Genomic DNA, 13,174 nt, shown 5'->3' on the forward strand with positions numbered 1-13,174 from the left:
TCACGTCTCCGGGGCGGCGGTGGGGACGGCCGCCAACACGGCGGAGCCGAGGTCGGCCAGCACGACGTCCTCCGCGGGCGGGTTGTGCAGCGCCACCCGCAGGTCGCGCAGGTGCCGCTGCACCGGGTGGTCGAGCCAGATCGACGCCGCCCCGATCAGCCGCCCGGCATGGTCGGCGGCGTCCGTCGCGTGCTGGTGGACCGTGAGCTTCACGGCGGCCGCCTGCGGCGCCGTCAGCGCGTCCGCACGGGCGCCGGCCGGGTCGTAGCGCTCCACCGCGTCCCGCAGCAGCAGCCGGGCCCGGTGGATCTCCAGCTCGATCCGGGCGGCGCGCTCCCGGATGCGCGGCAGGTCGGCGAGCACGCCCTCCTCGCCGTCGTTGCGCGGGCTGCGGGTGAACGCGTACGCCTCGGCCTGCGCCGCCTCGCCGATCCCGAGGTGCACCGAGGCCAACAGCACCGGCCAGTACCGCGAGAACACCGGGTCGACGGGTCGGCCGGGTCCGAGCGGGGCGCGCGCGAGCAGTGCCTCGGGCGGCAGGGCGACGGCCTCGAACAGGACGTCGTTGCTCGCCGTGCCGCGCAGCCCCGCGGTCCGCCAGTTCTCGTCGATGGTGACGCCCCGGGCGGGGAGCGGGACCAGGAACTGCCCGAGGCCGCCGGTCGCGTCCCCGACCTGCGCCGCGACGACGAGGTGGCCGAGGGCGAGGCTCCCGGTCACGTAGCGCTTGCGCCCGGAGAGCTCCCAGCCCCCGGGGACCGGCCGCCCGACGCTGTCGATCCGCCCGCCCCGGCTCGGCGGGCCGCTGCGTTGCTCGCTCGCGGTGCCGCTGAGCAGGGAGGAGTCGTGCAGGACCGCCTTGGCCAACGGCTCCAGCCGGGCGTCGGTGTCGTGGAACAGCTTCGCGGACTGGATGTAGTGCATCGCCAGGATGAGCCCGGTCGAGGCGTCGCCCCGGGCCACCGCCCGGACCGCGGCCGAGGCCTCGGCCAGGCTTCCGCCGGGCCCGCCCCACTCGGCGGGCACGGTCAGCAGCGGGAGCTCGGCGGCCCGGACCGAGGCGGTGTTCTCGGGCAGGTAGGTCCGCTCCCAGTCCCCGGCCGCGCGGGCGGCGAGCTCGGCGGTGAGGGCCTCGGCGCGCGTCACCAGCTCGGCCGCGGTGACCGCACCCGCGGACCGGGCGCTCACGAGACCACCCCCGGCGACTCGGCGAGATCGGCGGTGACATCGGCGGTGAGGTCGCCCTCGGGCCGTCGCCCCGGCACCGCGTCGAGCAGTTCGCGGGTGAACGGGTGCTCGGGCCGGTGCAGCACCCGCTCGGCGGGGCCCTGCTCGACCAGCCGCCCGGCCCGCAGCACGCCGACGGTGTCCGCGATCTGGCGGACCACCGCGAAGTCGTGCGAGATGAACAGGTAGGCGAGCCCGCGCTCGGTCTGCAGGTCCACCAGCAGCCGCAGGATCTGGTCCTGCACCGAGACGTCCAGTGCCGACACCGGCTCGTCGAGCACCACGATCTCCGGCTCGAGGATCAGCGCCCTGGCGATCGCGACGCGCTGGCGCTGGCCGCCGGAGAGCTCACCCGCCCGGCGGTCGATCGTGTCCGCGGGCAGGGCGACGCGGTCGAGCAGCTCGGCGACCTGACGTCGTCGGGAGGCCTTGTCCCCCATGCCGAAGGCCTTCGCGGGCTGGGCCACCGCCTGTTCCACCGTGAACCGGGGATCCAGCGAGGAGTAGGGGTTCTGGTAGACGAGCTGCACCCGCCTGCGCAGCTCCCGCAGCGCCCGCCCGCGCAGGCCGGTGACGTCCGCGCCGCGGACGGCGATCCGCCCCGCGGTGAGGTCCTCCAACCGCAGTACCAGCCGCGCCACCGTCGACTTGCCCGAGCCCGACTCGCCGATCAGCCCGTAGGTCTCCCCCGGCCGCACGGCGAACGAGACGTCGTCCACGGCGAGGGTCTCGGGGAACTGCTTGCGCAGGCCGTCGACCTGCAGGACCGGCTCGCCGACGGGCTCGCGCTCGGGCCGCAGGCGCGGGGAGGTGAGCGTGGGCGCGGCCGCGATCAGGGTCTTCGTGTACTCCTCGCGGGGGTCCACCAGCACCTGCGCCGCCGGGCCCTGCTCGACCACCCGCCCGTGCCGCAGCACGACGACCCGGTCCGCCCGGTCCGCCGCGACGGCCAGGTCGTGGGTGATCAGCAGGACGGCCGTGCCCGTCGTGCGGGTGCGCTCCTCGAGATGGTCGAGGATCCGGCGCTGCACGGTGACGTCGAGGGCGCTGGTCGGCTCGTCCGCGATGACCAGCTCGGGGCCGCACGACAACGCGATGCCGATCAGCACCCGTTGCTTCATCCCGCCCGAGAGCTCGTGCGGGTACTGGCGGGCGCGCAGCTCGGGATCCGGCAACCCGGCCCGCTCGAGGACGCGCAACGCCTCCTCCGCGGCCTCCGCGCGGGTCGCGAGGCCGTGGGCGCGCAGCGTCTCCGCGACCTGCTCGCCGATCCGCTTCACCGGGTTCAGGGAGACCCCGGGGTCCTGCGGGACGAACCCGATCCGCCTGCCCCGCACGGCGTCGAGCTCCTTCTCGCGCAGCCCGACGAGCTCCTGACCGGCGAACCGGATGCTGCCCGCGCCGATCCGCGCACTGCCCGGCAGCAGCCCGATCACCGCGTGCGCGGTGGTGGACTTGCCCGAGCCGGACTCCCCCACCAACGCGACGACCTCGCCGGGGGCGACCGTCAGGTCCACGCCCTCGACGGCCCCGACGACCCCGGAGCGGGTCGCGTACCCGACCTGCAGGCCGGAGATCTCCACCAGCGCGCGCTGTGCCGACCGACCGCTCACCCGCTTGCTCACCAACGATCGCCCCCGTCGCGGTCCAGTGCCCGGCTGATCCGGTTCGCGGCCAGCACGGACGCCGCGACCACGAACCCGGGCAGGGTGGTGAGCCACCAGGCCGAGGCCAGGTAGTTGCGGCCCTCGCTGACCAGCGCGCCCCACTCGGGCTCCGGTGGCGGCGCGCCGAACCCGAGGAAGCTCAGCGCCGAGACCGCGAGGATCGCGCCGCCGAACTCCAACGCCGCCAGCACGAGCACCGAGCCCAGCGCGTGCGGCAGGACGTGCCGGACGAGGATCTCCGCCCGGCCGACCCCGCTCACCGTGGCGGCCTCGACGAACACCTCGGTGCGCGCCCGGAACACGTCCGCCCGCATCACGCGCGCGAAGCTCGCCACCGACGCGACGCCCACGGCGATCGCGACGTTCACCGTCCCGAAGCCCAGCGCCGTGACGACCGCGAGCGAGAGCAGCAGCCCGGGGATGGACAGCAGGACGTCCACCAGACGCATGACGACGCCGTCGAACCGGCCGCCGACGAATCCGGACACCAGCCCGACCAGCGTCCCGACCACGAACCCCACGGCGACCGCGATCGCGGTGGCCTTGAGCGACAGCGACGCGCCGTAGACGACCCGGGTGTAGAGGTCTCGGCCCAGGTGGTCGGTGCCGAACCAGTACTGCGCGCCGGGCGGTGTCAGCTTGTCCCGCGGCACGCCGGTGTAGGGGTCGCCCGAGGTGAACCACGACGGGGCGAACGCCCAGCCCAGCACCAGCAGCAGGACCAGCACGGACAGCACCAGGCCGGGCCTGCGGAGCGCCGCGCCCAGGACCTCCCGCCACCGGGCGGGCCTGCGGGGAGCGCCTCCCCGGGGATCGACGGCGACCGGCACCTCCCGCAGCATCTCGACGGCGGTCACGCGGGCACCTCCTCGGTCCGGGCGACGCGGCGGCGCTCGAGGCGCCCGATCCGCGGGTCGACGAGCGGGTAGATCGCGTCCACCACCAGGTTCACCAGCACGAACACCAGTGCGGAGAGCACGACCAGACCCTGGATCACCGGGATGTCCTGGGCCGCGACGCTCTCCTCGGTCAGCCTGCCGATGCCGTTGCGGGAGAACACCGTCTCGACGACGACGGCGCCCGCGAGCATCTGCCCGACGGTGATCCCGATGATCGTCAGCACCGGGATCGAGCCGTTGCGCAGCGCGTGCCGCAGCTGGATCCGCGTCCTGCCGAGCCCCTTGGCCCGCGCCGTCTCCACGTACGGTGAGCGCCACGCGGCCGCGAGGTTCTTCGCCAGCACCTGCGCGAAGACCGCCCCCGTCGGCACGGCCAGGGTGATCGCGGGCAGCACGAGCGCGGGGAACCCCGCGTTCCCGGTGGCCGGGAACAGCTGGGCCCGGAAGCTGAAGACCTGCAACAGGATCAGCCCCACCCAGAACGTCGGCACCGACACCCCCAGCGGCGGGAGCGACAGCAGCGCCTGGCGGAGCGGACGCCACCCGGTGGAGGTCGACAGCAGCGCCAGACCGCCTCCGAACACCACCGCTAGGACGAAGGACAGCGCCGTGAGCTGCAGGGTCTGCGGCAGCGCTTCCGCGATCAGCCGGGACACCGGCTCCCCGGTCGGGATGGAGGTGCCGAAGTCCCCGCGCACCGCGTCGCCCAGGGCGAACAGGTACTGCACGACCAGGGGGGAGTCGAGGTGGTGCTCGGCCCGCAGCGCCGCCACGGCGGCGGGGTCGACGCCGACCCCGTCGCCCGTGGCGTTGAGCATGATCGACACCGGGTCGCTGGGCATCAGGTAGAGCACGACGAACGAGAGCGTGAACGCCGCCCAGAGCACGAACACGCCCTGGACCGCCCGGCGCGCGAGGTAGCGGCCGTAGCCCCCGTTCGCGAGGGCGGAACGCCTGCTCATCGCTCTGTCCCGCGGCGCGGGCTCGGCCCCATGACGATCGGTACCGCGCGCAGGCTCCGTGTCGATGATTCGCTCGCGCGCCGGCTCATGAGGCGTCCTGCTTCCACGCGTCGTAGAGCACCGTCGCGCCGTACGGGTCGATCGCGACGCCCTGCACGCCGCTGCGGATGCCCACCGCCTTGGTCTGCTCCCGGACCGGGATCCAGTAGCCCTTGGAGATGATCAGCTCCTGGAGGTCGGCCGCGGCGGCCCGCCGCTCGGCATCGGTCGAGGCGAGGTTGAGCCGCTCGGAGGCGGCCTGGAGCTCCGGCTGGTCCGCTCCGCCGAGCGCCGGGTTGGTCTTGTTGAACAGCCCGGCGAGGAAGTCGACGTCCTTGGCCGGGCCGCTGCCGGTGAGGAAGTCGTAGGAGTTGTTCTTCTTGTCGTTGTAGACCGCGGTGTACTCGGTCTGGGTGCCGGGCAGCAGCTGCAGCTCGATGCCGACCCGCTTGAGCTGCTGCTGGATCAGCTCCAGCTCCTGCTGGGTCGCGCCCTGCACCGTGCCGGAGACGTAGATGACCCGCGGGGCGAGCCGCAGCCCGTCCTTCTGCCAGACGCCGTCCGCGCCGGTGGTCCAGCCGTTGTCGCTCAACAGCTTCTTGGCGCCCTCGGGGTCGTACTGCAGGAAGCGGGACTCGTCGGTGTAGTAGGGGGTGTTCGAGGCGACCACGCTGGTCGGCAGCGAGTAGTGGTCGTTGTAGAGGGTGTCCCGGATCTCGGCCCGGTCGATGCTCTTCTGGATGGCCGTGCGGACCACGGCGTCACCGCCGAGCGGGCTGAACGGGTTCTGCCGCAGGCCCGGCACCAGGTTCGGGACCAGGCCGGTGAGCAGCTGGTTCCCGGCGCCGGTGATCGAGTCCTGGTCGGTGACGGGGATGTCGTCCGCGACGTCGAACTGGCCCGACAGCAGCCCGCCCACCCGGACGCCGGACTCCGGCACCACCTCGAACACGATCTTGTCGAGGTGCCCGGCGCCGGTGTGGTTCGTGACGCCCGCGGGCGCCCAGTCGTAGTCGGCCCGCTTGCTGAGCTCGATCTTCTGGTTCTTCACCACGTTGTCGACCACGTAGGGACCGGTGCCGACGAGCGAGGTGCCCGCGCAGCGGTCGTCGTAGCTCGAGGCCACGGTGGAGGCGGCGTAGATCCCGAAGTACGGGTCGCTGACGTTGCGCAGGAAGCCCAGCTCGGGGTCGCCGAAGTCGACCCGGAAGGTGGCCGGGTCGAGCACGGTGGTGCCCTGGTAGGAGTTCAGCGAGCTGATCAGCGGGGTGTCGGTCTTGCCCTCGGCGGACAGCGCCTTGAGCGAGTCGATGTTCGCCTTGACCACGTCCGCGGTGAGCGGGGTGCCGTCGCTGAACGTCACGCCCTGGCGCAGGTGGAAGGTGACGCTGCGGGCGTCCGGGGAGACCTCCCAGGACTCGGCGAGCCGGGGCACGATCTCGCCGGTGGTGCGGTCCTGGTCGGTCAGGGTCTCGACGAACTGCTGGGGAGCGGAGAGCCCGCGGGCCTGCAGGGCCGGGTCGACGCACTTGGGGAACACCGACAGCGCGTAGGTCAGCTGTCCGCCCTCGACGGGCGGCCCGGCCGACTGCCCGGCCTGACCGGGTCCGCCACAGGCGGCCAGTGCGAGGAGCAATGCACCGGCGGCGGTGCCGGTCCGCAGGGTCCGGCGGCGTCTCGTGGTCATGGCGGGGTGGTCCTCTCGGGTGGTCGTTGCGGGTCGGGTCACTGCTGGAGCCAGGTGTCGTGGAAGACGCTCTGGGCGTAGGGGTCGACGCGGTAGCCGTGCACGCGGGCCTCGGCGGCGTAGGCGCGGGTGGCCTCGCGGACCGGGATCCACTGGGCGTCGTCGACGATGTAGCGCTGCAGGGCGGCGGCCGCCGCGGCGCGGCTCGCGTCGTCGGTCGCGGTGTCCAGCGCGTCCGCGGCGGCCTCAAGGCCGGGGTTCGCGAAGCCGCCGAGGCGCGGGTTGGTCGACCGGAACAGCCCGATCAGGAAGTCGACGTCCTTGCCTGCGCCGGCCCCGCTGGCGAAGTCGAACCGGGCCTTGCTGACGTCCGCGAGGTCGGCGGAGGCCTCGGCCGCGGTCTGCGGGACGAGCTGGACCGCGATCCCGACCGGCCGCAGCTGCTGCTGGACCAGCTCGAGGTCCTGCTGGGTGGCCCCGCGCGTGCTGCCCGCGACGTAGGTCAGTCGCGGCTCGAGCCGCACCCCGTCCTTGACGCGCACGCCGTCCGGGCCGGGGGTCCAGCCCGCCTGGTCGAGGATCGCGGCCGCCGCGGCCGGGTCGTGGCGCAGCTGGGAGCTCAGGTCGGTGAACAGCGGGGTGTTGCGGGCGACCTCGCCGGTCGGCACCTCGTAGCCGGGCCCGTAGACGGTGTCCCGGATCTCGGTGCGGTCGATGGCCAGCAGGATGGCCTTGCGCACCGCGAGATCACCGCCGAGCGGGCTGTACGGGTTGTGGTAGATCCCCGGCACGAGGTTCGGCACGGTGCCCAGCACCACCGAGCCCCCCGCGGCGCGCACCGACTCCTGGTCGGCGACGGGGACGTCGTCGATCACGTCGAACTGGCCGGAGAGCAGTCCGCCGACGCGCACCCCGGACTCCGGGACGACCTCGTAGGTGATCGCGTCGAGGTAGGCGGGTCCCTCGTGCTCGCCGAGCTCCGGGCGGGACCAGCCGTGCTCGGGGCGCTTGACGAGGTCCACGCGCTGGTTGCGGGTCACGTTCTGGATCGCGAACGGGCCACTGCCGACGAGCTCGCCCGCGCACCGGCGGTCCGCGGGCAGCGCAGCGGTCCCGGCCGACCAGATCGTGAGGTAGGGGTCGCTGGCGTTGCGCAGGAAGCCCAGCTCGGGCAGTCCGAAGTGGAGCCGGATCGTGGCCGGGTCGAGCACCTCGGACCCGGTGAAGCTGTTGAGGGCGTTGCGGGTCAGGGTGTCCGACTTGCCCGCCGCGTTCAGGGCGACGAGAGCGGTGAGGTTCTGGGCGACCACTCCGGCGTCCACCGCGGTCCCGTCGGCGAACGTGACCCCCGGACGCAGGTGGAAGGTGTAGGTCCGACCCCCGTCGGCGATCTCCCAGGAGTCGGCGAGCCGGGGCACGATCGTGCCGTCGGCGGCCTGGCCGGTGAGCGTCTCCCCGATCTGTTCGGGCACGGTGAACAGCCGCCCGCCGGACAGGGCCGGGTCGAGGCAGGTGGGCCAGGTGGAGATCGCGTGGCGGAGGGTGCCCCCGGGTTCCGGGACACCGGCGTCCGCGGCGGGCGGGGCGCCGCCGCACGCCGCGAGCAGGAGGAGCGCCCCGGGGACGAGGGCGACGAGGGCACGTCTCATCCGTAGATCTCGTTCACGGTCTCGGCGTAGGCGGGGTCCAGCACGGTCCGGCTGCCGAAGCCCAGGCGCCGCCCCAGCTCCGTCGACGGACGCAGTCCGTCGGGGGCGCCGCCGTAGGTGACCTGGACCGGGGCGGGCAGTCCCGCGGAGCGCGCGGCCAGCACGACCGAGCTGCGGGACAGCGCGAGCCCCTCGTCCGCCCGGGTCCCCAGGTCCGCCGACAGGTCCCCCTCCCCCAGCCCGACCCCCCACACCGTGTGGGTCGCCCGCGCCAGCGCGGCGATCGACTCGACGCCGCGAGCGGTCTCGACCATCACCTGCAGACCGATCGTCCGCACGAGCCCGCGCTCGACGCGCAGCTCCTCGATCAGCCGCGCCACGTGCCGGACCTCGTCCGGGTGCTCGGTCTTGGGCAGGCGTACCGCGTGCAGACCGGGCCGGACGATCGCGTCCAGATCCTGCTCGACCAGCCCGGTCGACGGGTGGTTGACCCGGACCAGCACCGGCCACCGCGCCGCCTCCAGGTACGCCGTGGCGCGCCTGCGGCCCTCCGCCTTGTCCTCGTCCGGGGTGAGGTGCTCGAGGTCGAGGACCACCGCACCGGCGGCGCCGCGCTCAGCCGCGGCGTCGGCCCGGAAGGCGGGGACGTAGAGGTAGGAGCTGAACGGCAGACCGGCCCGGACGGACTCGGGACGGGTGACCAGGGAGGACGACATGAGACACCTGTTCGGGGACGGCGCCCGGCCACGCCTCCGAGCGATCGACCGGAGGCGTTCGATGGGCGCACAGGGGAGGGACACGACGGCGGTACCGGAATCGCACGACCGCCCGGGGAGGTGGGCGGCCTGCGGCGCGGGTCAGCGACAGATGGCGCTGGAGGTGCGACCGTGGTCCACGTGCCGACGCGCGACGAGCAGCTCCCCGGCGGGAGTGCTCGCGGTCGTGGTGGCCATGTTCCCCAGTTTCCCTATAAAGTCGATAGGGATCAATCCTGCTCGTTCGAGTGTGACGGGAGCCACATCTGTGCGCATCTCCGCCAAGGCCGACTACGCACTGCGCGCGCTGATCGAGCTCGCCCACGCGACCGAGGCCCCGCTGCGGTCCGAGGCGATCGCCGCGGCCCAGGACATCCCGCACAAGTTCCTCGAGGCGATCCTCACGGACCTGCGCAAGACCGGGTTCGTCACCAGCCAGCGCGGCGGGGACGGCGGGTACCGGCTGCGCCGGGCGCCGGAGGAGGTCCAGGTCGCCCACGTGCTGCGGGCCATCGACGGCCCGCTCACCGAGATCCGCGGCGGCTGCCCGGAGGACGCGACCTACAACGAGCGGGCCTCGGCGTTGCAGCTCGTCTGGGTGGCGCTGCGGGTCAACATCAGGAACATCCTGGAGGGGGTCACGCTCGCGCACCTCGCCGCGGGCTCCGTGCCGAAGGAGGTCGCCGAGCTCACCGAGGACCCCGAGGCCTGGCGGACGCACTGGATCATCCGCTGAGCCGTCCAGGACCCGGCATCACCCTGCGAGGTCTCTCGAGGGCTCGCGAGTTCAGACTCAGGCGTCCGGTTGAGGATGTGGCTCTGCATGCTCAGTCTTCGGATGGCGGCGCCATAGACCTCCCGCTGTCAGAGCCGACCGCTCGACCCGAGATGGCCTCGCGGTCTTCCGCACCAGCAGTACCCGCTCGTCCGTCCGACACCTCTCAGACGCGCAACCCGCGGAACAGCTCGAACAGGAACGACGTGTCGTCGTCGAGGTAGAAGTGTCCGCCCGGTCGGGTCAGCAGACGGAACGAGCCTGTCGTCAGTTCTGCCCAGCCCTGTGCCTCGGCAGGTGTGACCCGAGGATCGTCGTCGCCCACGATCGCCGTGACCGGGACGTCCAACGCCGGCGCCGGGAGATGGCGATGTCGGTCGAGCAGCTCGTAGTCACCGCGGATGACAGGCAGGAACGCCGCACGGATCTCCGGGTCCTCAAGCAGCGCCGTCCCCCGTCCGCCGAGCCGCCGGACGTCCGCGAGGACGGCCTCGTCGTCGACCGGCAGCCGCTCGGCGGGGGACAGCTGCGGCGGCCGCCGCCCGGACACCACCAACGCGTCGGGCGGGGTGCCGCGGGCCTGCAGCACCCGAGCCACCTCGTAGGCGACCACGGCACCCATGCTGTGTCCGAACAGGACGGTGCGTCGCGACCCCGTCAGCGGCGCGACGGCGTCCACCACGGCGTCGACGAGGCTTGAGAGGTCGCGGGGGGCGGGCTCGGCCCGGCGGTCGAAGCGGCCCGGGTAGCGGACGGGGAGGGCCGCCACCTCCGGGACCAGGGCCGCGGACCACCGGTGGAAGTAGGCGGCGGTGCCTCCGGCGTGGGGGAAGCAGAGCAGGAGGGGAGCGTCGGCGTCGACGCCGCGCACAGGAACCAGCCAGGGACGGGCGGCCTCCGCCGTCGGGTCGGCGCCCGGGGTCATCGGGGCGCCCCCACCCGGAGGGAGCGGGCGAGCGAGACCGCCCCGTGGAGGGACGACGCACCCCCGAGCGCCGCCGCGCGGACCGCCGGGACGGGGTGGCCCACCCGCGCGTAGTCGGCGACCTGATCGGCCACGACGGCGGTCAGGTCCGGAACACCCGCGGCGAAACCGCCGCCGATCACGGCCAGGTCGACCCGCAGCAGCTCCCCCACCCCGACGACCGCGGCGGCCAGCGCGCGTCCCGCCACCCGAACGGCCACGTCCGCCCACGGGGCGCCCGCACGCCAACCCTCGCGCAGCTCGTCGTATCCGGTCTCGTACCCCCGCGCCCTGCTCGCGGTCCGCAGCACCGCGGGTCCGGAGGCGATCGCCTGCAGGCACCCGCGCCTGCCGCAGTCGCACCGAGGTCCGTCGAGGGCGACGACCACGTGCCCCACCTCGCAGGACCCGCGGCCCTGCCGCGGGACCGGTCGCCCCGCGGAGACCACTCCGCCGCCCACCCCCGTCCCGACCCCGAGGTAGAGCACGTCGGACCGCCCGGCGTGCTCGGCCTCGGCCAAGGCGGCGAGATCGCCGTCGTCCGCGGTCGCGGCAGGGGTCGCGGGGAACAGGTCGGCCACCACCCCGGCCCAGTCCAGCCCCACCCAGCTCGGGCGGTTCGGCCAGCTCGTCACGGTCCCGGACACGTCCACGGTCGCCGGGAGGGACAGGCCCACGGCTCGCGACCCACCGGGAACCGCGGCCACCGCCGCCCGGAGGAGGGCGAGGTCGTCCGCCCGGCTCGCGCCGTCGGACCACCGCACGACAGCCTCGTACGGAGGGGCCCCTCCGTCCTCGTGGCGCAGCGCGACCTTCGTGCCGCCGATGTCCACGGCCAGGATGCTCACCGGGCGCCTCGCAGGGGTGTCGCGGACATCGTCGGTCCTCGGATACTCGGGGCTGTCGGTGTCAGCATCGACGGGGCCGCCCATCGCGGCCCCATCCCTCGGTCACCGTCCTCGCATGGGACGTGATCCCGGTCATGGTGCGCGTCTGCCGGACCGGGTCGACCAGGACGGTCACACCGCTGTTCCCCACGTCACCGGCATGTTCCCTCTTCTACCGGTCGAGGAGGCCACCGATGCTCGGCATCACGACCCGTCTCGACGAAGGGACCCCCGTGTCCGCCGCTGCGTCTCGCCCCGTACCCCGGCCGGGGCTCACCCTGGCCCTGCTCGCCTCCGCCCAGTTCATGACCGCCATCGACTTCGACATCGTGTTCGTCGCGCTCCCCGAGATCGGCCGCGACCTCGGCTTCTCCGAGCAGTCGCTGCAGACGGTGGTGAGCGCCTACACTGTCGTGCTCGGCGGCTTCCTGCTGCTCGGCGGGCGGGCCGCGGACCGGTTGGGGGCGCGCCGGATGTTCGTCACCGGTCTCGCGGTCTTCGGGCTGTCCTCGCTCGTCGCGGGGCTTGCCGAGGGCCCGACCGTGCTCGTGCTCGCCCGCGCGGCACAGGGCCTCGGCGCCGCGCTGCTGACCCCGTCGACCCTGAAGCTCGTCACCGCGCACTTCGAGGAGGGGCCCGCGCGCACCAAGGCACTCGCGATCTGGGGCGCGGCGGGCGCGACCGGCGCCGCGGTCGGCGCCCTCGGGGGCGGGGTGCTCACCAGCCTCCTCGGCTGGGAGTGGGTCTTCTTCGTCAACGTGCCCCTGATGGCCGTCGCGCTGGCCGCGACCCCGCTGCTGCTCGGCCGCGACCAGGCAGTCGGTACGGGTGGGTTCGACCTCCCGGGGGCCGTGCTCGCCACGGCGGGGTTCACCCTGGTCGTGCTTGGTCTGGTGTCCGGACCCGACATCGGGTGGCTCACAGCGCGCGGGCTCGGCGCCGCGGTGCTCGGCGTGCTGCTGGTGGGTGTGTTCGTGGTGGTCGAGTCCCGCACCCGGGACCCGCTCGTGCCACTGCGGCTCTTCCGGAACCGCAACGTGGTCGCCGCCACCGTGGTGATCTTCGTCTTCATGGGCACCGTCGGCACCCAGTACTACCTGTTCACCACCTACCTGCAGACGGTCCTGGCCTACACCCCGCTCGCCGCGGGATTCGCGTTCCTGCCCCTGAGCGCCTGCAGCATGCTGGCCTCGATGACGCTCGTGCCGCTGCTGCTCGGCCGACTGGGGATCCGTACCACCCTGGTGCTCGGCATGAGCGGGGTGGCGGCGTCCCTGGTCGTGCTATCCCTCGGCATGTCCGTCGGCGGTTCGTACTGGGCGGCCCTGCCCGGGGTGCTCCTCTGGGGCGCCTCGGCAGGCCTCGCCTTCCCACCGCTGTTCGTCTCGGTGTCCACCGGAGTGGCGCCCGAGCAACAGGGCGTCGCCTCCGCGCTGGCCTCGACCTCGCAATACCTCGGCTCAGCCGTCGGTCTCGCCGCCCTGGTCGCCGTGGCGAGTGCCGGGTCGGGGCCCGACGCGACCCCGGAGGCCGTCGTCGCCGGGCTCCGGCTCGCCGGCTGGGTGGCCGCCGCCGTGACCCTCGTCGGCGTGGGCCTGGCCGCGGTCATCCTGCGTCCGGCGCGGGCCGGCGCCGCCCAACCGGTGCAGAGCGTGTGACCGGC

Annotated in this window: 11 protein-coding genes; 2 read left to right on the plus strand and 9 right to left on the minus strand. The window is 73.8% G+C overall.

Features of this window, described 5'->3' with window-relative positions; genetic code table 11:
- From BLS43_RS26590 to BLS43_RS26620, 7 genes are all read right to left on the minus strand, one after another.
- Positions 1 to 1,188, minus strand: a complete 1,188-nt coding sequence (locus BLS43_RS26590; protein ID WP_218130023.1) for an acyl-CoA dehydrogenase family protein — start codon at positions 1,186 to 1,188, stop codon at positions 1 to 3.
- The gene (locus BLS43_RS26595) at positions 1,185 to 2,852 is read right to left on the minus strand and encodes a dipeptide ABC transporter ATP-binding protein (protein ID WP_425438576.1); all 1,668 of its coding nucleotides are present in this window, start codon (positions 2,850 to 2,852) and stop codon (positions 1,185 to 1,187) included. The genes BLS43_RS26590 and BLS43_RS26595 overlap by 4 nt, the downstream gene beginning before the upstream one ends.
- On the minus strand, positions 2,849 to 3,751 hold the full coding sequence (locus BLS43_RS26600) for an ABC transporter permease (RefSeq protein ID WP_245707851.1): 903 nt from the start codon (positions 3,749 to 3,751) through the stop codon (positions 2,849 to 2,851). Before BLS43_RS26600 ends, BLS43_RS26595 begins: the two co-directional genes overlap by 4 nt.
- Positions 3,748 to 4,755: an ABC transporter permease gene (locus BLS43_RS26605; RefSeq protein WP_093089455.1), complete on the minus strand. Its 1,008-nt coding sequence runs from the start codon at positions 4,753 to 4,755 to the stop codon at positions 3,748 to 3,750. Before BLS43_RS26605 ends, BLS43_RS26600 begins: the two co-directional genes overlap by 4 nt.
- An 85-nt stretch (positions 4,756 to 4,840) precedes the next feature.
- Positions 4,841 to 6,481 (minus strand): ABC transporter substrate-binding protein, encoded by a 1,641-nt coding sequence (locus tag BLS43_RS26610; protein WP_093089456.1) that lies wholly within the window; start codon positions 6,479 to 6,481, stop codon positions 4,841 to 4,843.
- A gap of 38 nt (positions 6,482 to 6,519) precedes the next feature.
- Positions 6,520 to 8,130 carry an ABC transporter substrate-binding protein gene (locus BLS43_RS26615; protein WP_093089457.1) on the minus strand — a complete coding sequence of 537 codons (1,611 nt, stop codon included), beginning with the start codon at positions 8,128 to 8,130 and terminating at the stop codon, positions 6,520 to 6,522.
- Positions 8,127 to 8,846, minus strand: coding sequence for an HpcH/HpaI aldolase/citrate lyase family protein (locus tag BLS43_RS26620; RefSeq protein ID WP_093089458.1), 720 nt, complete (start codon positions 8,844 to 8,846; stop codon positions 8,127 to 8,129). The genes BLS43_RS26615 and BLS43_RS26620 overlap by 4 nt, the downstream gene beginning before the upstream one ends.
- Before the next feature lie 307 nt (positions 8,847 to 9,153).
- Between BLS43_RS26620 and BLS43_RS26625 the strand changes: the two genes are divergently transcribed.
- Positions 9,154 to 9,621, plus strand: coding sequence for an RrF2 family transcriptional regulator (locus BLS43_RS26625; RefSeq protein WP_093089459.1), 468 nt, complete (start codon positions 9,154 to 9,156; stop codon positions 9,619 to 9,621).
- A 205-nt stretch (positions 9,622 to 9,826) separates the two neighbouring features.
- On the opposite strand, the gene BLS43_RS26630 is transcribed toward BLS43_RS26625, so the two are convergent.
- Both BLS43_RS26630 and BLS43_RS26635 read right to left on the minus strand, forming a co-directional pair.
- Entirely contained in the window at positions 9,827 to 10,585 is a 759-nt protein-coding gene (locus tag BLS43_RS26630; RefSeq protein WP_093089460.1) for a thioesterase II family protein, read from the minus strand.
- Positions 10,582 to 11,472: an ROK family protein gene (locus BLS43_RS26635; RefSeq protein ID WP_245707853.1), complete on the minus strand. Its 891-nt coding sequence runs from the start codon at positions 11,470 to 11,472 to the stop codon at positions 10,582 to 10,584. The genes BLS43_RS26630 and BLS43_RS26635 overlap by 4 nt, the downstream gene beginning before the upstream one ends.
- 233 nt (positions 11,473 to 11,705) lie before the next feature.
- On the opposite strand from BLS43_RS26635, the gene BLS43_RS26640 reads away from it, so the two are divergent.
- Positions 11,706 to 13,169 carry an MFS transporter gene (locus BLS43_RS26640; protein WP_093089462.1) on the plus strand — a complete coding sequence of 488 codons (1,464 nt, stop codon included), beginning with the start codon at positions 11,706 to 11,708 and terminating at the stop codon, positions 13,167 to 13,169.
- Positions 13,170 to 13,174: the final 5 nt, after the last annotated feature.

This window comes from Pseudonocardia oroxyli (assembly GCF_900102195.1).
GTDB lineage: Bacteria > Actinomycetota > Actinomycetes > Mycobacteriales > Pseudonocardiaceae > Pseudonocardia > Pseudonocardia oroxyli.